The organism is Pseudomonas sp. ASL7 (genome assembly GCF_056680375.1).
In genome coordinates, this window is sequence record NZ_CM155279.1 from 1260898 (window position 1) to 1279097 (window position 18200).

The 18200-nt window shown below is 59.5% G+C and carries 19 protein-coding genes and 1 pseudogene; 6 read left to right on the forward strand and 14 right to left on the reverse strand.

The features are described from left to right. Positions 1–90 precede the first annotated feature (90 nt). Positions 91–3189 (reverse strand): multidrug efflux RND transporter permease subunit, encoded by a 3099-nt coding sequence (locus tag AC1MDT_RS05860; protein WP_480421130.1) that lies wholly within the window; start codon positions 3187–3189, stop codon positions 91–93. Between the two features lie 15 nt (positions 3190–3204). Beyond that, positions 3205–4362, reverse strand: a complete 1158-nt coding sequence (locus AC1MDT_RS05865) for an efflux RND transporter periplasmic adaptor subunit (protein ID WP_480421131.1) — start codon at positions 4360–4362, stop codon at positions 3205–3207. 292 nt (positions 4363–4654) lie between these two features. Here AC1MDT_RS05865 and AC1MDT_RS05870 point away from each other — a divergent pair, with 292 nt between their 5' ends. Next, positions 4655–5356, forward strand: a complete 702-nt coding sequence (locus AC1MDT_RS05870) for a response regulator (protein ID WP_480421132.1) — start codon at positions 4655–4657, stop codon at positions 5354–5356. Positions 5357–5360: 4 nt separating this feature from the next. Beyond that, positions 5361–6662, forward strand: coding sequence for an ATP-binding protein (locus AC1MDT_RS05875; protein ID WP_480421133.1), 1302 nt, complete (start codon positions 5361–5363; stop codon positions 6660–6662). Between the two features lie 8 nt (positions 6663–6670). On the opposite strand, the gene AC1MDT_RS05880 is transcribed toward AC1MDT_RS05875, so the two are convergent. Beyond that, positions 6671–7747, reverse strand: a complete 1077-nt coding sequence (locus tag AC1MDT_RS05880; RefSeq protein ID WP_480421134.1) for an RHS repeat-associated core domain-containing protein — start codon at positions 7745–7747, stop codon at positions 6671–6673. A 221-nt stretch (positions 7748–7968) separates the two neighbouring features. Between AC1MDT_RS05880 and AC1MDT_RS05885 the strand changes: the two genes are divergently transcribed. Further along, positions 7969–8247, forward strand: a complete 279-nt coding sequence (locus AC1MDT_RS05885) for a hypothetical protein (protein ID WP_480421135.1) — start codon at positions 7969–7971, stop codon at positions 8245–8247. A gap of 177 nt (positions 8248–8424) precedes the next feature. On the opposite strand, the gene AC1MDT_RS05890 is transcribed toward AC1MDT_RS05885, so the two are convergent. From AC1MDT_RS05890 to AC1MDT_RS05910, 5 genes are all read right to left on the reverse strand, one after another. Further along, positions 8425–8691: a short-chain dehydrogenase gene (locus AC1MDT_RS05890; RefSeq protein ID WP_480421136.1), complete on the reverse strand. Its 267-nt coding sequence runs from the start codon at positions 8689–8691 to the stop codon at positions 8425–8427. Further along, positions 8688–8981 carry a DUF3077 domain-containing protein gene (locus tag AC1MDT_RS05895; RefSeq protein ID WP_480421137.1) on the reverse strand — a complete coding sequence of 98 codons (294 nt, stop codon included), beginning with the start codon at positions 8979–8981 and terminating at the stop codon, positions 8688–8690. The genes AC1MDT_RS05890 and AC1MDT_RS05895 overlap by 4 nt, the downstream gene beginning before the upstream one ends. Before the next feature lie 467 nt (positions 8982–9448). Next, the gene (locus AC1MDT_RS05900) at positions 9449–10216 is read right to left on the reverse strand and encodes an anti-sigma factor family protein (protein WP_480421138.1); all 768 of its coding nucleotides are present in this window, start codon (positions 10214–10216) and stop codon (positions 9449–9451) included. Beyond that, a complete protein-coding gene (locus AC1MDT_RS05905) occupies positions 10213–10710 on the reverse strand; it encodes an RNA polymerase sigma factor (RefSeq protein WP_480421139.1) in 498 nt (165 codons plus the stop codon). Before AC1MDT_RS05905 ends, AC1MDT_RS05900 begins: the two co-directional genes overlap by 4 nt. A gap of 52 nt (positions 10711–10762) precedes the next feature. Then, positions 10763–11296, reverse strand: coding sequence for a tetratricopeptide repeat protein (locus tag AC1MDT_RS05910; protein WP_480421140.1), 534 nt, complete (start codon positions 11294–11296; stop codon positions 10763–10765). A 149-nt stretch (positions 11297–11445) separates the two neighbouring features. On the opposite strand from AC1MDT_RS05910, the gene AC1MDT_RS05915 reads away from it, so the two are divergent. Next, positions 11446–12246 carry a class I SAM-dependent methyltransferase gene (locus tag AC1MDT_RS05915; RefSeq protein WP_480421141.1) on the forward strand — a complete coding sequence of 267 codons (801 nt, stop codon included), beginning with the start codon at positions 11446–11448 and terminating at the stop codon, positions 12244–12246. A 98-nt stretch (positions 12247–12344) separates the two neighbouring features. Here AC1MDT_RS05915 and AC1MDT_RS05920 read toward each other — a convergent pair whose 3' ends face one another. From AC1MDT_RS05920 to AC1MDT_RS05935, 4 genes are all read right to left on the reverse strand, one after another. Continuing rightward, positions 12345–13298, reverse strand: coding sequence for a D-2-hydroxyacid dehydrogenase family protein (locus tag AC1MDT_RS05920; protein WP_480421142.1), 954 nt, complete (start codon positions 13296–13298; stop codon positions 12345–12347). Between the two features lie 13 nt (positions 13299–13311). After that, complete coding sequence (locus AC1MDT_RS05925; protein ID WP_480421143.1) at positions 13312–14337, reverse strand: alpha/beta fold hydrolase; 1026 nt, start codon at positions 14335–14337, stop codon at positions 13312–13314. A gap of 115 nt (positions 14338–14452) precedes the next feature. Continuing rightward, a complete protein-coding gene (locus AC1MDT_RS05930) occupies positions 14453–14899 on the reverse strand; it encodes a DUF411 domain-containing protein (RefSeq protein WP_480421144.1) in 447 nt (148 codons plus the stop codon). Between the two features lie 224 nt (positions 14900–15123). After that, positions 15124–16119 carry an aldo/keto reductase gene (locus tag AC1MDT_RS05935; RefSeq protein WP_480421145.1) on the reverse strand — a complete coding sequence of 332 codons (996 nt, stop codon included), beginning with the start codon at positions 16117–16119 and terminating at the stop codon, positions 15124–15126. A gap of 116 nt (positions 16120–16235) precedes the next feature. On the opposite strand from AC1MDT_RS05935, the gene AC1MDT_RS05940 reads away from it, so the two are divergent. Next, positions 16236–17162, forward strand: a complete 927-nt coding sequence (locus AC1MDT_RS05940; protein WP_480421146.1) for a LysR family transcriptional regulator — start codon at positions 16236–16238, stop codon at positions 17160–17162. 8 nt (positions 17163–17170) lie between these two features. On the opposite strand, the gene AC1MDT_RS05945 is transcribed toward AC1MDT_RS05940, so the two are convergent. After that, on the reverse strand, positions 17171–17308 hold the full coding sequence (locus tag AC1MDT_RS05945; RefSeq protein ID WP_480421147.1) for a hypothetical protein: 138 nt from the start codon (positions 17306–17308) through the stop codon (positions 17171–17173). A gap of 182 nt (positions 17309–17490) precedes the next feature. On the opposite strand from AC1MDT_RS05945, the gene AC1MDT_RS05950 reads away from it, so the two are divergent. Next, positions 17491–17679 carry a hypothetical protein gene (locus tag AC1MDT_RS05950; RefSeq protein ID WP_059405111.1) on the forward strand — a complete coding sequence of 63 codons (189 nt, stop codon included), beginning with the start codon at positions 17491–17493 and terminating at the stop codon, positions 17677–17679. Positions 17680–17698: 19 nt separating this feature from the next. On the opposite strand, the pseudogene AC1MDT_RS05955 reads toward AC1MDT_RS05950, so the two are convergent. Continuing rightward, a pseudogene (locus AC1MDT_RS05955) lies at positions 17699–18069 on the reverse strand (fe2+ zn2+ uptake regulation protein). Positions 18070–18200: the final 131 nt, after the last annotated feature.

The window sequence follows — 18200 nt, forward strand, 5'->3', positions numbered from 1 at the left end:
GAGCTTGCTCGCGATGGTGTATCAGCCGACAACAATGTGGCTGACACACCATCGCGAGCAAGCTCGCTCCTACAATGGGAGGTGTGTGGGTTAGATGTTTTTGTGGCGTCTGCCCACCAGCTTCATCACCACCACAAAAAACACCGGCACAAACACCACCGCCAGGGTCGCCGTGATCATCCCGCCGATCACCCCGGTGCCGATCGCCTGCTGACTCGCCGAACTGGCACCGGTGGCAATCGCCAGCGGTACCACGCCGAGGATGAACGCCAGGGACGTCATGATGATCGGCCGCAGTCGCAGGCGCGCTGCTTGCAGGGTGGCGTCAATCAAGTCATGGCCTTCGTCGTACAGGCTCTTGGCAAACTCAATGATCAGGATCGCGTTTTTCGCCGACAGACCGATGATGGTGATCAACCCGACCTTGAAGAATACGTCGTTGGGCATCCCGCGCAGCGTCACCGCCAGTACTGCGCCGAGTACGCCAAGTGGCACCACCAGCAGCACCGAGGTCGGGATCGACCAACTCTCGTACAACGCCGCCAGGCACAGGAACACGATCAACAGCGACAAGCCGAGCAGGATCGGCGCCTGGCTGCCGGACAAACGCTCCTGCAACGACAGCCCGGTCCATTCCTGGCCCAGTCCCGCCGGGCCTTGCGCCACCAGCCGCTCGATTTCCGCCATGGCCTCACCGGTGCTATGGCCGGGCGTCGGTTCGCCGGAAATGCTGATCGCCGGGTACCCGTTGTAACGGGTCAACTGCGCCGGCCCCTGAATCCATTTGGCCTGGACGAAGGCGGATAACGGCACCATTGCCCCGGCGTTGTTGCGCACGTGGATCTTCAGCAAATCGTCCACCTGACTGCGCTGATCGCCTTCAGCCTGCACCACCACCCGTTGCATCCGGCCCTGATTGGGGAAGTCGTTGATGTAGGCCGAACCGACGGTGGTGGACAATACGTTGCCGATGTCGGCAAACGAAACGCCCAGCGCATTCGCCTGTTTGCGGTCCACGATCAATTGCACCTGCGGCGCTTCGGCCAGGGCGCTTTCGCGCACGTTCATCAGGATCGGGCTCTTCTCGGCGGCCGCCAGCAATTCCTTGCGCGCCTGCATCAACGTGGCATGGCCGAGACCACCACGGTCCTGCAAGCGGAACTCGAAACCGCTGGAGGTGCCGAGACCGTTCACCGGCGGCGGCAGGATGGCGAAGGCTACGGCGTCCTTGATCTGGCTCAACGCAAGGTTGGCGCGGTCGGCAATCGAAGCCGCCGAGTCGTTGCTGCCGCGATCAGACCAGTCCTTGAGCGTGGTAAACGCCAACGCCGCGTTTTGCCCGCTACCGGAAAAACTGAAACCGAGAATCACCGTGCTGTCACCCACACCCGGTTCAGTTGCATTGTGGGCTTCGATTTGCTCAACGACCTGCACCGTGCGGTTCTTGCTCGCGCCGGGAGGCAGTTGAATGTCGGTGATGGTGTAACCCTGGTCTTCCACCGGCAGGAACGAGGAGGGCAGGCGATTGAAGCTCACGCCGAGGCCAATCAGCAACACGCCGTAGATCAACAGGTAACGACCGCTACGTTTCAGCGCATAGGCGACCCAGCCCTGATAGCGCTCGGTCAGTTGCTCGAAACGCCGGTTGAACCAGCCGAAGAAACCACCCTTGGCATGATGCTCATCTTTGGCAATCGGCTTGAGCAAGGTCGCGCACAGCGCTGGGGTCAGGGTCAGGGCCAGGAACGCCGAGAACAGGATCGAGGTGGCCATCGACAACGAGAACTGCCGGTAAATGACCCCGACCGAACCCTGCATGAACGCCATGGGAATGAACACCGCCACCAACACCAGCGTGATGCCGATGATCGCGCCGGTGATCTGCTTCATCGCCTTGCGGGTTGCTTCTTTGGGCGACAGGCCTTCGGTGACCATGATCCGCTCGACGTTCTCCACCACTACGATGGCGTCATCCACCAGGATGCCGATCGCCAGCACCATGCCGAACATGGTCAGCACGTTGATCGAGAACCCCAGCGCCAGCATGATCGCAAAGGTGCCCATCAGCGCCACCGGCACCACCAGGGTCGGGATCAGTGTGTAGCGGATGTTTTGCAGGAACAGGAACATCACCGCAAACACCAGCAGCATCGCCTCGCCGAGGGTGTAAATCACTTTGGTGATCGAGACTTTGACGAAGGGCGAGGTGTCGTAAGGAATCTTGTATTGCACGCCAGCCGGGAAATAGCGCGCCAGTTCGTCCATCTTCGCCCGCACCAACGTCGCGGTGCTCAGGGCATTGGCCCCCGGCGCCAGTTGCACACTGACGGCGGTCGACGGCTTGCCATTCAGGCGGGTGGAGAATTGATACTCCTGACTGCCGATCTCGACCCGCGCTACGTCGCCGATGCGCACGGTGGAACCGTCGGGATTGGCCTTCAGAACGATGTCGGCGAATTCTTCCGGCGTCGACAACTGGCCTTTCACCAGAATGGTCGCGGTGATTTCCTGCGTGGTGCGGGTCGGCAAATCGCCGATGCTGCCGGCCGAAACCTGCGCGTTTTGCGCAACGATGGCCGCGTTGACATCGGCCGGGGTCAGGTTGAAACCGATCAGCTTCTGTGGATCGATCCAGATGCGCATCGCGCGTTCGGCGCCATACAACTGTGCTTTGCCGACACCGTCCAGACGCTTGATCTCGTTCATCACGTTGCGCGCCAGGTAATCGCTGAGCGCCACGTCGTCGAGCTTGCCGTCACTGGAGGTCAGGGTGATCAGCAGCAGGAAGCCGGCAGAGACTTTCTCCACCTGCAAGCCTTGTTGCGTCACGGCCTGGGGCAAGCGTGATTCCACTACTTTGAGGCGGTTTTGCACGTCGACCTGCGCCATTTCCGGATCAGTGCCCGGCTGGAAGGTGACGGTGATCGTTGCGCTGCCGAGGCTGCTCTGGGATTCGAAGTACAACAAGTTGTCAGCGCCGTTGAGTTCTTCCTCGATCAGGCTGACCACGCTTTCATCCACGGTTTGCGCTGAAGCACCGGGGTACACGGCGTAGATTTCGACTTTCGGCGGCGCGACATTCGGGTACTGCGCCACCGGCAACTGCGGGATGGCCAGCGCACCGGCCAGCAGGATGAACAGGGCAACCACCCAGGCGAATACGGGGCGGTCGATAAAGAACTGCGGCATAAACAAGCGTCCTGCTTACTGACCAGAAACCTGGGCAAGTGGAAGAGGGGTGTCGTCGATTTGCACTTTTTCGCCGGGCCGGGCGTGTTGCAGGCCCTCGGTGACAATGCGGTCGCCGGGCTTGAGGCCGCCGGTGACGATCCAGCGATCGTTTTGCACGGCGCCCAGTTCTACCGGTTGCTGGCCGACCCGTTGTTCGGCGTCGAGCAACAACACATGGGCAATGCCGGCGCTGTCACGCTGGATGGCCCGTTGCGGCACGCTGATACCTTGCGCAATCACCGCTTGCTCCAGACGCACGCGAACGAAACTGCCCGGCAGCAAGTCGAGGCCCGGGTTGGGGAACTCGCTGCGCAGGATGATCTGGCCGGTGCCGGGGTCGACGGTGATGTCGGTAAACAGCAACTTGCCGGGCAGCGGATAGAGGCTGCCATCGTCCTCGATCAGCGTGGCTTTGGCCTGGCCCTGGCCGACTTGCTGCAACTGGCCGGAACGAAAGGCTCGGCGCAGTTCGTTGAGTTCGCGGGTCGACTGGGTCAGGTCGGCATGAATCGGGTTCAGCTGCTGAATCAATGCCAGTGGCGTGGTTTCGTTCTGCCCGACCAGTGCGCCTTCGGTGACCAGGGCGCGACCGATGCGCCCGGAAATCGGCGCTGTGACGGTGGCATAACCCAGATTGAGTTTCGCCCGCTCGACCGCGGCTTTGTTGGCGGCGACGTCGGCCGCGGTTTGTCGGACGCTGGCCCGGGCGTTGTCGTAGTCCTGGCCGCTGATGGCGTTGCCTTCGATCAACTGGGCGTAACGCTGCTCTTGCAAGCGTGCCTGAAAGGCATTGGCCTCGGCCTTGCGCAGCGACGCCTCGGCGCTGTCCAGGTCAGCCTTGAACGGCGCCGGGTCGATCCGGAACAGCACATCGCCTTTCTTTACGTCGCTGCCTTCACGAAAGGCCCGTTGCAACACCACGCCGGCGACCCGGGCACGGACTTCGGCAATGCGCGGCGCGGCAATCCGCCCGCTCAGTTCGCTGCTGATCGACAGTGGCCGCGCTTCGATAGTCTCGATGCGAACCGTGGCAAGTGGCGCCTGTTCTTCGGCGTTCGAGGACTTGTCACAGGCGCTCAGCGTCAGCGCCAGTGCAAGCAGACTGAGTCTGGCCAGCAGATTCTTTGACATGAATTACCCCAATAATGACCCCCAGCATCCTACGGGTCGTCGACGAGGGTAGCGGTGAAGCTTTGTAGGTGCTGTGTGAAATTGTGTAAGGGTTTTACTCAGGTGTGGGTGAGGGCGTATATCCTTGGCGACTTGATTTCTTTTGCGACTGTTATGCCGCCATCGCGAGCAAGCTCGCTCCCACAGGGATCTGATGTGGACACAGATTTTGTGAACACCACCTGCCACTGTGGGAGCGAGCTTGCTCGCGATGAGGCCCGAAAGGTCGCCACCGCACTTTCTGGAACACCCCATGCCCAACATCCTCCTGGTCGAAGACGACTCCGCGCTCTCCGAACTGATTGCCAGCTACCTGGAACGCAACGGCTACTCCGTCAGCGTGATCAGCCGTGGTGATCAGGTGCGCGAGCGTGCGCGGGTCAATCCACCGGACCTGGTGATTCTCGACCTGATGCTGCCGGGGTTCGATGGCCTGCAAGTCTGCCGCTTGCTACGCGCCGATTCGGCGACCTTGCCGATCCTGATGCTCACCGCCCGCGATGACAGCCACGACCAGGTGTTGGGGCTGGAAATGGGCGCCGATGACTACGTCACCAAACCCTGCGAGCCACGCGTTTTGCTGGCCCGGGTGCGGACGTTGCTGCGGCGCAGCAGCCTCAGTGATCCGCAAACCGCCAACGACCGCATCCTCATGGGTAATCTGTGCATCGACCTGTCCGAACGCACCGTGACCTGGCGCGATCAACTGGTCGAACTGTCCAGCGGCGAATACAACCTGCTGGTGGTGCTGGCCCGGCACGCCGGCGAAGTGCTGAGCCGCGACCAGATTCTGCAACGCCTGCGCGGCATTGAATTCAATGGCACCGACCGCTCGGTGGACGTGGCGATCTCCAAGCTGCGGCGAAAATTCGACGATCATGCGGGTGAGGCGCGCAAGATCAAGACCGTGTGGGGCAAGGGTTACCTGTTCAGTCGTTCCGAGTGGGAATGCTGAGCCGATGTTCAGAATTCTCTTTCGCCTGTACCTGGTGACCATCGTCTCGTTCAGCGCCGCGATTTATCTGGTGCCGGATCTGGTGATCAAGGTGTTCCATGAACGCTTTGTCACCTACAACCTTGATTACTCCCGCGGGCTGCAGACCCTCATCGTCAAACAGTTTCATGCCGTTCCAGCCGAACAGTGGCCGGTAATGGCTGAGGAGATGGACAAGGAGTTCGATCCGCTGCGCATCGTGCTGACCCGCAATGACGATCCCGACTTCACGCTGTACGAGCGTGAGCGTTTGCAACAGGGCGAGAACGTGGTGCGCATCGGCGACTGGGGCTGGCGCACCCTGGCGGTGGCACCGCTGAACGAAAACACCGTGGTGAAAATGGTCGTGCCGCCGGACCCGATGGACGTCAGCCTGTTGTACTGGAGCATCAACGTGCTGATCGGCGCGACCATGCTCGCTTGCCTGCTGCTGTGGCTGCGCCCGCACTGGCGCGATCTTGAACGTCTCAAAGGCACGGCTGAACGCTTCGGCAAGGGGCATCTGGACGAGCGCACGCAGATTTCCGCCCGTTCCAACATCGGCAGCCTGGCCAACGTCTTCGACACCATGGCCGGTGACATCGAAAAGCTGCTGAACCAGCAGCGCGACCTGCTCAACGCGGTGTCCCATGAATTGCGCACGCCACTGACGCGACTGGATTTCGGCCTCGCGCTGGCACTGTCCGACGATTTGCCGGCCGCCAGCCGCGAACGCTTGCAGGGTCTGGTCGCGCACATTCGTGAACTCGACGAGCTGGTGCTGGAACTGCTGTCTTACAGCCGCTTGCAAAACCCGGCGAAGTTGCCTGAGCAGGTCGAGGTGTCGCTGGATGAATTCATCGACAGCATCCTCGGCAGCGTCGACGAAGAACTGGAATCCCCGGACATCGTCATCGACGTGCTGCTTCACGGCCAGCTCGAACGCTTCAGCCTCGACCCACGCCTGACCGCCCGCGCGTTGCAGAATCTGTTGCGCAATGCGATGCGCTACTGTGAAAAACGCATTCAAGTGGGTGTGCAGGTGTGTGCCAAAGGGTGTGAGATTTGGGTCGACGATGACGGGATCGGCATTCCGGATGACGAGCGTGAGCGGGTATTTGAACCCTTCTATCGGCTTGACCGCAGCCGTGATCGGGCGACTGGCGGGTTTGGTCTGGGGCTGGCAATCAGTCGACGAGCGCTGGAAGCGCAAGGCGGCACGCTCACCGTCGAACCGTCACCGCTGGGTGGTGCGCGGTTTCGTTTGTGGTTGCCCACCCCGGTCTGAGTCCGTGGTTATTGCCGATTGCGAATATCGGAATTCGTCGTATTGATCGATGACGAAGACGATACGCTTCCACGACTCAGAGAATTCCCAATTGACTGAGCAGGCCGTTCAGGTAAATACATAGTATTGGCGTCGTAGGTATGGACTGTTCTTGGGACCACAGGCCACCCGAAACGCGAGTAAGGAGGAGGTAAAGAATTAGTCCGGGGAGGAGTCATAGCGCTTAACTCGTAGGGAGGAGGCAGGACAGATGGCGGATTGTTGGGCCAGTAGGATGGCGGCAGTTCGGTATGCGAGGAACCGGGTGGAAGCTCCTGCAATGCCATTTCCCTTTGCAGGGAGGGGGCACGCTCCGACCGGAAGGCCCCAGTCCTGCTCGGCTGACGAGTCTTCATTATTTTCGATATACCACCACCAACCCCAATGCCAGTCGCAATAATTGAAAGACCCATGAGCGCCCAAGACGTCGCCTCGTCTTCAACGAATAAACTCCCAATTGCGCTTCCGATCCCGACAATGCCGGAAACTGCGTAGAACACTGAAAGAACGGGAAAATGCCCGGTCGGATCACTCCGATTAATCGGATCCCCCACGCAATACCCATACGCATTCAACCCACCGTCCCCAAACGGACTCCAACTGTCCGGGCTGTTGAACCGCATCAACACCGGGTTGAACTGACGATACCCATTACCCAAATGATAATGCCCGGTCAGCGGATCCGGCCGTTCGCCGTTGAACCCGAGCAGGCTGAGCAAGCCGTTTTTCGAGGGTCGATGGCCGTAGGGTGTGAGGGCGAGGGGGTGCGGCCCAGCAGCGTCGAGAGCATTTATCACAGAACGTTGTTGGTCAGTCGCCAGGAGATTGGTGTCGACCTTGCCGTTTTGGCGCAGCTGTTGGGCCAGTAACTGGTCGTCGTGCTGGAAGATGCTGCGGTGAACCGCGCCTTGAATTTCGTTAGCCAGGCGCGTCTTGCAGTAAAACCGCTGGAGCCTATCCGTTGCGGATGGGGCGCAATCAACCTGACGGTCCAGCGGATCATAGCCATAGCGGCACAGCACGGTATTGCTGGAGGAAAGTGGCATCGATGCAGCTCCATGCAAAGTTCGCCATCGGGAGTCTTAGCATCGGCGGTTTTTCAATCGTTGCCTACTATCAGAACTGCTAGGGCTTGAACTGACAAAAGGCCCCGTTTTGTCGCAGTCATGGGTTGAAACTGTAAAACCTGACAGTAGTCATCCTCGCCACTTAAGCGCTTCATTGTCCCTTCGCAGTCGGGCTTTCAAGGCTGGGCAGGAGAGCGGGCATGGGTGATCAAATAACAAAAAGAAACAGTGAGGGCACGATCAACGCGATCAGGAAAGTCTGGGTTGATACAACGTCGACGAAGTTCGCCATGGTCACCCCTGATGATGGTTTTTGTTCCAGGCTGGCAATCCGCATAGGGACCAATACCACGGCGGGTGGCGATGACTATTTTCTCGTCGGAGACAAGGTGAAATACACCGTGCTAATGGGGCCGGCAGGAAAATGTGCAGGAGCTCAGGATCTGGTGAAGTTCATAGCAGGTGCCTCGGTTAATTGATGAATTCTGATGTAGCAGCTGCCGAGCTTTCGAGGCTGCGTTTGGCTGCGCAGCAGTCGTAAATTCAGGCAGACCGCATAGACAGGATTTGCGAGGACTGCGGTCGAGCGCGACCCCGGTCCGAACGCAGCCTCGCAGGCTCGGCAGCTGCTACGGTTCAACCGCAAGCGATCATTCTCAATGTTGCGCCCGAATCTGCCGGCCCAGCACCTCCATCACATCACAGCCATCACGCAGCAACATCGCCGCCGCGTGGGCCAGTTGTTGCACATCCGCGCCGCGGGCACGGGTGATGTCCAGACTGGCCAGGCTCTCCATCATTTGCGTGACGGCCAGAAAACGTGTGGCGGCATTGCTGTGCAGCACATCCAGCGGCGCCTGGGTGGCCACTAACAGCACCGGGATGTCGCAATCGTTGTTGGTCATCGGCATGTGTGGGTTCATGCGTCACCTTCCCCTAGCGCTGTGTGCAAGCCGTCGATTGAGGCCTGGACCAGTGAGCGTGCAGTACCGAGCATCTGCCGACTGGCCCAACGCATCGACGCTGTGTGTTCTGGACGGGTGGCGTGGGGGGCTTGATGGGCGAGATCTTCGGCACAGCTCAGGTAGACGGAGGCGTGTTCGAGGGCATCGAGTAATGGAATGCCCGGTTGAACGGCGAACAAATCATGGTCGACGTGATCGCAGCGGGCGAATGGGGTGGATTTTGTGGTTGGGATTTTTGGCTCGGTCATACGGATCTATCCTCAAATAAAGAAGTTTCCTAGAGAATGGAGCCGTCAACCTCCATCACGAATGTGTCGTGACAGGCGCGAGGATAGGGAGCGAGGTTTGGGCAGTCAACCGGCCGAACGCCAGAAACAGCCTGTTTGTTTGTAGGTTTGTTCCGGCGCTGACCGGAAACACCGACACCTGTAGCAGCTGCCGAGCCTGCGTCCGGCTGCGCAGCAGTCGTAAAATCATGCAGCGAGGTTTATCAGGCAAACCGCATAGACAGGTTTTGCGAGGACTGCGTCCTCGAACGCTGCCTCGCAGGCTCGGCAGCTGCTACAGTGTTGCGCCAGAATGGATGGGGAGAGAGACTCAATCAAAATGTAGGAGCTGCCGAAGGCTGCGATCTTTTGATCTTGCTTCTCCGGCCAACATCAAAATCAATAGATCGCAGCCTTCGGCAGCTGCTACATGGGGTCCACCGGTTCGCTCAGGCGCTGAGTCGGCTTCGCAATTGTTTGGCCATGTCCTCCAGTTCCGCCATGGGGTTATGCCCGATCAGCATCCACGCATGCTCCCTGTCTGCCCAGTAAACAATGTTCATCTCGTGCCGACGCTCCTGGGCAAAATCCCGCTGGCCGCTGTTGGAACGGGTGACGCAGAGCGCCATTGGGCCGTGTACCGGGTCCAGGTAGGTAATCTGGGCAATGGCCACGCCGTCGTATTCGAGGATCTGCGCACGTTTGAATTCGGGGCGCGGCAAGGTCAGTTGTGCGGGCATAAGGTTCAGGCCGAGGCGCGCATCGATGGTGCTCAGTTGCACACGCTGGGCAGCTTCGTCGCTGGGCAAGTGGTCGAGGGTTTGCGGCACATAGAGCGACATGTAGTCGGCCACCAGACCGCGCCAGTTGTTTTTCTGCTGGCTCATTTGCCAGACGATGAACAAGCGGTCCGCCACCACACCACTTGCCACCAGCCCGGCCGCTGCGGCGAGGAACCAGCGTCGACTGAGCGCCGGACGGGCCGGAGCGGGCAAGGTATCGAGCATGGCTTGCAGACGATCCTTCGGTGCTTGTCGGCCCAATTCGTCATAGGCAGCCTTGAACGGCAGGTTGCTGCGAGCCAGCCATTGCAGGCGCAGGTTGAGCATCGAATCCTCAGCAATGGCGGCGTCGATGCAGGCGCGTTGTTCGGCGTCGAGCTGGTCGTCAAGGTAGGCCACCAGCTGCTCATCCGAAGGTATCGCGTGATCGTTCATCGACGTTCTCCAGTGGAGGGGTTCGGCACAGTGTGCAGCGGTGGATACTCGGCCAGTTTCACGCGGGCGGCGGCGAGGCGGCTCATGACCGTGCCGATGGGCACTTGCAATACCTCGGCGACTTCGCGGTACGACAAGCCCTCGACATAGGCCAGAAACACCGTTTCGCGCTGGGTTTCGGGCAGCGCATCGACGCGCCGGATTACCTGAGCCGCCAGAACGTGAGTCTGGGCCACGTATTCACCGTCGAACGACAAGGCGTTGTCGGCATCCACCCACCCGGTGCCATGGCGCACTCGACGCGCGCGGACTTCATTGAGCCAGATCGAATGCAAAATGCTCAGCAGCCAACGGTCCATGCGTGTGCCCGGTTCAAACTGCCCGGCACGTTCGAGCGCGCGCACGCAGGTCGCCTGTACCAGGTCTTCGGCGACATGCCGTTGTCGGGACAACAGCAGGCCATAGCGCCATAAACGCGCCAAATGCTGGCCCAACTCTGCCCGTATTGCCTGATCGCTGGCGATGGCGACCTCCGTCTGCTCGGTGTCAGGTTTTCGATGAGTCGTTGATGGCTTCGGCCAGGTCCTGGTATTCCTCGCAGGTGTCGCCGCAGATCGATTTGATGTGCTGCAACTGCTCTTGAGCGAGGTCCAGTCGGCCTTTGATCACATACGCTTCGCCGAGGTATTCGCGCACTTGCGCATACTGCGGATCGAGTTTCACCGACTGCAAGTAGTAACCGATGCCTTCGTCGGTGCGCCCCAGTTTACGCGTAGCGTAGCCGCGATAGTTCAAGGCTTTGGCGGTGTTCGGATCTTTCAGGGTGTCGAGCAGGGCCAGGGCTTCTTCGTAACGCCCGTCCTTGGCCAGCTGATAGGCGTAGTCGGTGCGGTCGGCGTCCGGCAACAGGCTGCTGGTTTGCTTGAGGCATTTTTGCGACTTGGTGTCCAAAACCTGGCCTTTGGGGCAGCTGGGTTTGGCAGGGGCGCTATCGCCGCCGCCATTGGCCAAGGCAAGCGAACTGGATAACGCGACAGCCAGCAACAACGGAGTGGCAATAACAGCGAAACGGTTGTTCATGGGTGATGCTCCACAGGTGCTTCATGGGGGATATAGCAATGAACACCACAGTGTGAACAATTATTCATTTCTTTCTGCAGGTCTTTGCAAGGAAAGCTCAAATCGAGGCGCTATGCTCGACGGCATCGTTGTCGATCTGGAGAACCGCCATGAAAGATCATGTCCATCACGCTGCGGCTGCGGGTTATAAAGTCGGTGCTGATACTTACGTCCGTGGTCGTCCGGACTACCCGCCGCAGGTGGCCGATTGGCTGACGGAGACACTCGGCTTGAACGCGGATAAAGCCGTTATTGATCTGGGCGCGGGGACCGGAAAATTCACCGGTCGGTTGGTGGCGACCGGAGCACAGGTGATTGCTGTGGAACCGGTGGCGCAGATGCTCGAGAGATTGTCCGAGGCCTTTCCTGACGTACTGGCCGTGAGCGGCACCGCCACGGACCTGCCGCTGCCGGATGCCAGCGTGGATGTGGTGATCTGCGCCCAGGCCTTTCACTGGTTCGCCAGCACCGAGGCGCTGACTGAAATTGCCCGAGTGCTCAAACCCGGCGGAAAACTGGGGCTGGTCTGGAACCTGCGTGATACTCAGGTGAGTTGGGTGCCGAAGCTGGATGCGATCGTCAATGCGCTGGAGGGCGATACCCCGCGTTATTACACCGGGGCCTGGCGCCACGCATTTCCACATGCGGCGTTCGGTCCGCTGCAAGCGCAGCAATTCAGCCATGGGCACACGGGTTCGCCGGAGGATGTAATTTTCAACCGCGTGCGCTCCACCAGTTTTGTCGCGGCACTGCCGGCGGCAGAACGGGAAAAGGTTGATGAGCGGATCAGGGCGATGATTGCCGCCGAGCCCGATTTACGGGGTCGGGACGTGGTGACCGTGCCCTATGTGACGGCAGCGTTTGTGGCGGTGAAGGGCTGTAGGAGCGAGCTTGCTCGCGATGGATCATAACGATAACGCGTGCTTTCTGAATCAACGCGGTGCCTTCCTTTCCATCGCGAGCAAGCTCGCTCCCACAGGGGTTGCGGTGTGCAAGTAATTGATTGGTATCACCCCAGCAGGCGAATGGGTTCGCCCGCAGACCAGGCCTGAATGTCCTCGATCATCTGTGAAAAGAACTGCTGGTAATTGTGCTGGCTGACGTAGCCAACGTGAGGCGTCGCCAATACATTCTCCAGCGTTCTGAACGGATGATGCGCAGGCAGGGGTTCCTGCTCGTACACATCCAGCGCCGCGCCCGCCAGTCGCCGTTTTTGCAGTGCCTTGATCAGTGCAGACTCGTCGACAATCGGCCCACGGGCGGTGTTGACCAGTAGCGCAGTGGGCTTCATCCAGTCCAGCGCCTGAGCGTCCACCAAGCCCCGGCTGCGATCACTGAGCACCAGATGGACCGACAGCACATCGGCCTGTTCGAACAGTTCCTGTTTGCTGACATAGGTCACGCCGACTTCAGCGGCTCGTTCAGCCGTCAGGTTTTCGCTCCAGGCGATGACCCGCATGCCGAACACCTGGCCGAACTGGGCGACACGTTGGCCGATGCTGCCTAGCCCGAGGATCGCCAGGGTTTTGCCGTGCAAATCACCACCCAGGCCTTGTTGCCACTGGCCGGCACGCAGGGCGTTGGCTTCGACCACCAGGTTGCGGGTCGCCGCCATGATCAGTGCCCAGGTCAGTTCCGGGGCGGCGTGTTTATAGCTGTCGGTGCCGCTGACTTGTATGCCCAACGCGGTGGCGGTTTTCAGGTCCAGGGCCGCGTTGCGCATTCCGCCGGTGACCAGCAGCTTGAGTTTCGGTAACCGCCGCAGCAGGTCTTCATCAAACCGGGTGCGCTCGCGCATCACGCAGATCACTTCAAATTCGCTTAGACGTGCTGCCATCGTCTCGTTGTCAGACGGATAGTCATGAATAAAACTCACCGGCCCTATGGTGTCCAGAGCCGACCAGTCCACCACGCCACGGGCCACGTCCTGCCAGTCATCAATTACCGCGATCTGCACAGCCATCAGCCTTACCTCATCAACGAACGGGGTTGGTTTTGTTCAGCCAGGCGAGCAGGGCCTGGTGGAACTCTGCAGGTTCTTCCATCTGCGGCGCGTGACCCATGCCAGGGAATTCGACCAGCGTCGACTGCGGGATCAGTTTCGCCACTTGCTTGCCGAGGACATCGTAATGACCGATTTTCGCCTTGACCCCGGGTGAGGCGATGTCGCTGCCGATGGCGGTGGTGTCGGACGTGCCGATCATCAACAACGTCGGCATCTTCAGGTCCTTGAACTCGTAGTACACCGGTTGGGTGAAGATCATGTCGTAGATCAGCGCCGAGTTCCATGCCACTTGCGTATGCCCAGGGCCTTTGTTCAGGCCGGCGAGCATGTCTACCCAGCGATCGAATTCCGGCTTCCAGCGGCCACCGTAATAGGTGTTGCGCTCATAGGTGCGGATGCCGTCGGCCGTGAGTTTCAGTTCGCGTTCGTACCATTGATCGACCGTGCGATAGGGCACGCCGAGCGCCTTCCAGTCTTCCAGTCCGATAGGGTTGACCAGCGCCAGTTGCTCGACTTGATCGGGATATTGCAACGCATAGCGGGTGGCGAGCATGCCGCCGGTGGAGTGCCCGAGCACGCTGGTTTTCTGGATGCCGAGGGCTTTGAGCAACTGGTGGGTGTTGCTGGCCAGTTGCTGGAAACTGTATTGGTAATTGTCCGGTTTGCTGGAGGTGCAGAAACCGATCTGGTCCGGGGCGATCACCCGGTAACCGGCCTCGCTCAGGGCTTTGATCGAACGGTCCCAGGTCGCGCCGCAGAAATTCTTGCCGTGCATCAACACAATGCTGCGACCGTTGGCCTTGCCATGCGCGGCGACGTCCATGTAGCCCATCTGCAGGGCTTTGCCCTGGGACTGGAAGGCGAAATGCTTGAGCGTGTAGGGATACTCGAAGCCTTGCAGTTCCGGCCCGTATTCCGGGCCTTCAGCGTGAGCGATGACGGGCAGTGCGGCGGTCAGCATCAGGCCAGGCAGCCAGCGGGTGAGGGCGAGGGGCATGGGGCTACTCCATAGAAAATCGGCCGATGCTGGAACGGCACGATTAGGGCGACATTAAACACAGGCAATCGCCGTGCGTGATCGTTCAACCGATCCAGCCCAATGCCGACGAACTTCAATGGGCAGGGTAGTCCGCCACCACGACGTCAGTACCATCCTTTTTCAGACCGATTACCTGGTACGCATCACTCATGCCGTCCATTTCCATGCCGGGCGAACCCATCGGCATGCCGGGGGCGGCCACACCCAACAGATCATCGCGCTTGCTCAACGCCAGCACCTGATCGGCCGGCACATGGCCTTCGACGAATTTGCCGTTGATCAACGCCGTGTGGCAGGACGCCAGGCGTGGTGGCACACCGTGCTGTTGCTTGAATTGGCTCATGTTGGCTTCAACGTGGTCTTCGACCTTGAAGCCGTTGGCTTCCAGGTGGCTGATCCATTTTTTGCAGCAACCGCAATTGGCATCGCGGTGGACTTCGATCGGAATCAGGTCGGCAGCCTGGGCGAGGGAAGAAATGAACAGGGCGCTGAGAGCAACCAGACGTAGGTGGTTTCGCATAAAATCTCGCGTCGAATGACGGCCAAAAAAATGCATTCTGAACGGTTTTTTCGATAGTGAGTTACGAGATTGTTTCGAGTTAATACTGCAAACAATCCCCCCCTGTGTGCCTCTTGTGGGAGCGAGCTTGCTCGCGATGGTGTATCAGCTACGTTGATGTCGACTGACACACCATCGCGAGCAAGCTCGCTCCCACAGGGGGGACTGTTTGGGTGAGGAATCGGTCAGCGGTCGAGCAACTTCATCACCTCTTCCGGATAACGCAAACCGGCCGTGGCATTCGCCGGGAATATCGCTTCCAGCGCGTGCAACTCCTCGCGACTCAGCTTCACGTCCAGTGCCGCCACATTTTCTTCCAGGTATTTACGCTGCTTGGTTCCCGGAATCGGGATCAGGTAGTCGCCTTGGGCCAATACCCACGCCAGCGCCAGTTGGCCGGCGGTCACGCCTTTTTCTGCGGCCAGGGCCTGTACTTGCTGCACCAGCAGCAGATTCTTCGCGAAGTTTTCTCCTTGAAAACGCGGGCTGAAGCGACGGTAGTCGTCCGCTGCGAAATCATCCGGGCTTTTCAGGGCCCCGGTCAGAAAACCCCGGCCCAAGGGGCTGTAGGGGACAAAGGCAACGCCCAGTCGCTGACACGCCGCGAGGCAGCCGTTTTCCTCCTGATCGCGGCTCCACAGCGAGTATTCGCTTTGCAGCGCGCTGATCGGGTGCACCTTGTGTGCTCGCTCCAGCGTCGCGGCCGAGGCTTCGCTCAAACCCAGGTAACGCACCTTACCGGCCTTTACCAGTTCGGCCATGGCGCCGACGGTTTCCTCGATGGCCACCTGCGGGTCGATTCGGTGCTGATAGTACAGATCCAGCGTTTCGACACCGAGGCGTTTGAGGGTGCCGTCGATGGCTTGGCGAATGTATTCCGGTCGGCCATTTACGCCGCGTGCGCCGGGGTTGGCCGGGTCGCGGACGATGCCGAACTTGCTCGCCAGAAACACCTGGTCGCGCTTGCCGACAATCGCTTTACCGATCAGCGTTTCGTTCGTATGCGGCCCGTACATATCGGCGGTGTCGAGCAGGGTGATGCCCAATTCCAGCGCACGATGCAGGGTGGCCGTGGCTTCGCGGGTGTCAGTGCCTGTCGTATAGAAATCGGTCATGCCCATGCAGCCCAGGCCGATTGCTGACACTTGCGGACCGTTTTTGCCCAATTGACGTGTTTGCATGAGATCAGCTCCCTGTGAATGTGAAACCCATTGTTGACCTCGACAGAAACAAGATAAACCGGCTAAAACTGCTATCACTATTCGTAATTTCTAAATAATTAGCCGGGATAGCAGTAATGGACCGTTTCAACGCCATGCGCGTGTTCACCCGAATCGTCGAACTGGGCGGCTTTGCCAAGGCCGCCGACAGCCTGCAACTGCCCCGGGCCTCGGTGACTATTTTGATCAAGCAGCTCGAGGCCCACCTCGGCGTGCAGTTGCTGCAACGCACGACGCGGCAGATCAGCTTGACGCTCGACGGTGCGGCTTACTATCCCCGTTGCGTCAGGTTGCTGGCGGACCTGGAGGAAACCGAAGCGGTGTTCTCCGCTGCCCGCCACAACCCCAAGGGTTTGTTGCGGGTGGACATGCCGGCGGGGGTAGGGCGCCTGATCGTGATCCCGGCATTGCCGCAGTTCACGGCGCGGTATCCCTTGATCGAGTTGGAAATCGGTCTGAATGACCGGCCTGTCGACCTGATTCGCGAAGGTGTCGATTGTGTGCTGCGGGGCGGCTCGTCACTGGACGATTCGCTGGTGGCGCGGCCGCTGGTCATGCTGGATCAGGTCACGTGCGCCAGCCCCGACTATGTGCAGCGTCACGGGATGCCGTTGTGTCTGGCGGATCTTCAGGGGCACCACATGGTGGAGTACGTTTCGAGCAGCAGCGGCAAACGCTTCGGGCTGGAGTTTGTCGTCGATGGCGAGGTACAACCGGTCAACCTGCCCAAGCGGGTCTCGGTCAACAGTGCCGATGGTTATCTGGCGGCGTGTGAGGCCGGGTATGGATTGGTCCAGACCCCGTATTATCACGTGGCCCGGCAATTGAAGGAGGGACGTTTGATTGAAGTCTTGAGGAAGGTGCCGCCACCGGGTATGCCGTTGACGGCGCTCTATCCTCCTCACCGCCAGTTGTCACGGCGGGTCAGGGTGTTCGTGGACTGGATGGTGGAGCTTTGCACGCAGTCGGAAATTGATTTTTTCAGGAAGGCCTCAGGCCGCTGAAGGTAACGCTAGCGATGTTGGTAGTAACCCGGTCCGCCTTGTTCGTAATAGTGATCGTGGTGCCAGCCACCGTGGGGGAAAATAATGCAGCCGCTCAAGGACAATATGGCAAGCAGGGGAATCAGCATTGTGATTCGACGGAACATTTGTAGATCCTCATGGTTAAAGCCGCAATGAAGCTAATGCTCTTCATCGGCTGTAACATAGACCCTGATTGCCGCGCCTCATTCCCGGAGAACGGTAGGGGCTTGGCATGCAGTCGGATACAAAGCGGATACAATTTTCAGCTTCAGGCTCACGTACAGGCTTACGTTAAAGGAAAGTGGCAATGACTCAGTCGCAACGTTTGAAATACTCGATTCTGATCTCGCTGGTGGTGCTGGGGATCATGTTCGGCCTTTCGTATCTGCAGAACACCGGTGTCATCAGCGAAAAGCTGTTCCAATACATCGCCATTGGGGTGGCAGTGATCGTGGTGGTGGTCAATGGCGTGATGCGCCGCAAGGTCAAGCCCTGAGCGACGCGTCGGGGGCGGGTTACTCGCCGTGGAGAACGGCGAGCGCCTGCGGGTGCAGGCTGTAGCTTTTGTCCGGGTTCAGGATAATCAAACCTTCATCGCACAAGCGTTTCAAGACTTCTCTCACACTCAAAAAGGACATGGGAACACCCAGGTCCAACAGTTGAGTGTGCACGCCGCGCGCGCCCAGGCTGCGATCGCTTTCGGCGGCGATCAGCAAGGCGTCGATGACTTTCAGGCGAATCAGACTGGTCCGCAAGCCAAAGCTCTTGAGTACAAACCGGATCCGCTCATTGCCAGGGCGTTCGGTACGTCGCTCGAAAACGACGGTGCTCATGAAGTGCCCTTTGGTGCAGGGTAACCGTCCGTTGGCGTTTGCGAGTGGTACATGCAACAAACTCCTTTTCAGCGCCTGATCAGGAAAAAATGGGGGCTCTCGATCAATGAGAGGTATGAGCTTGGCAAATCATGAAGGCTCAAATGTAGAAATTTTGTCACCGACACGTCAGCAACCTGTGAGA

Bases quoted from the DNA above. Each gene is read 5' to 3' on its own strand.
- AC1MDT_RS05860 (WP_480421130.1), bottom strand. From the start codon at position 3,189: ATGCCGCAGTTCTTTATCGACCGCCCCGTATTCGCCTGGGTGGTTGCC.
- AC1MDT_RS05865 (WP_480421131.1), bottom strand. From the start codon at position 4,362: ATGTCAAAGAATCTGCTGGCCAGACTCAGTCTGCTTGCACTGGCGCTG.
- AC1MDT_RS05870 (WP_480421132.1), top strand. From the start codon at position 4,655: ATGCCCAACATCCTCCTGGTCGAAGACGACTCCGCGCTCTCCGAACTG.
- AC1MDT_RS05875 (WP_480421133.1), top strand. From the start codon at position 5,361: ATGTTCAGAATTCTCTTTCGCCTGTACCTGGTGACCATCGTCTCGTTC.
- AC1MDT_RS05880 (WP_480421134.1), bottom strand. From the start codon at position 7,747: ATGCCACTTTCCTCCAGCAATACCGTGCTGTGCCGCTATGGCTATGAT.
- AC1MDT_RS05885 (WP_480421135.1), top strand. From the start codon at position 7,969: ATGGGTGATCAAATAACAAAAAGAAACAGTGAGGGCACGATCAACGCG.
- AC1MDT_RS05890 (WP_480421136.1), bottom strand. From the start codon at position 8,691: ATGAACCCACACATGCCGATGACCAACAACGATTGCGACATCCCGGTG.
- AC1MDT_RS05895 (WP_480421137.1), bottom strand. From the start codon at position 8,981: ATGACCGAGCCAAAAATCCCAACCACAAAATCCACCCCATTCGCCCGC.
- AC1MDT_RS05900 (WP_480421138.1), bottom strand. From the start codon at position 10,216: ATGAACGATCACGCGATACCTTCGGATGAGCAGCTGGTGGCCTACCTT.
- AC1MDT_RS05910 (WP_480421140.1), bottom strand. From the start codon at position 11,296: ATGAACAACCGTTTCGCTGTTATTGCCACTCCGTTGTTGCTGGCTGTC.
- AC1MDT_RS05915 (WP_480421141.1), top strand. From the start codon at position 11,446: ATGAAAGATCATGTCCATCACGCTGCGGCTGCGGGTTATAAAGTCGGT.
- AC1MDT_RS05920 (WP_480421142.1), bottom strand. From the start codon at position 13,298: ATGGCTGTGCAGATCGCGGTAATTGATGACTGGCAGGACGTGGCCCGT.
- AC1MDT_RS05925 (WP_480421143.1), bottom strand. From the start codon at position 14,337: ATGCCCCTCGCCCTCACCCGCTGGCTGCCTGGCCTGATGCTGACCGCC.
- AC1MDT_RS05930 (WP_480421144.1), bottom strand. From the start codon at position 14,899: ATGCGAAACCACCTACGTCTGGTTGCTCTCAGCGCCCTGTTCATTTCT.
- AC1MDT_RS05935 (WP_480421145.1), bottom strand. From the start codon at position 16,119: ATGCAAACACGTCAATTGGGCAAAAACGGTCCGCAAGTGTCAGCAATC.
- AC1MDT_RS05940 (WP_480421146.1), top strand. From the start codon at position 16,236: ATGGACCGTTTCAACGCCATGCGCGTGTTCACCCGAATCGTCGAACTG.
- AC1MDT_RS05945 (WP_480421147.1), bottom strand. From the start codon at position 17,308: ATGTTCCGTCGAATCACAATGCTGATTCCCCTGCTTGCCATATTGTCC.
- AC1MDT_RS05950 (WP_059405111.1), top strand. From the start codon at position 17,491: ATGACTCAGTCGCAACGTTTGAAATACTCGATTCTGATCTCGCTGGTG.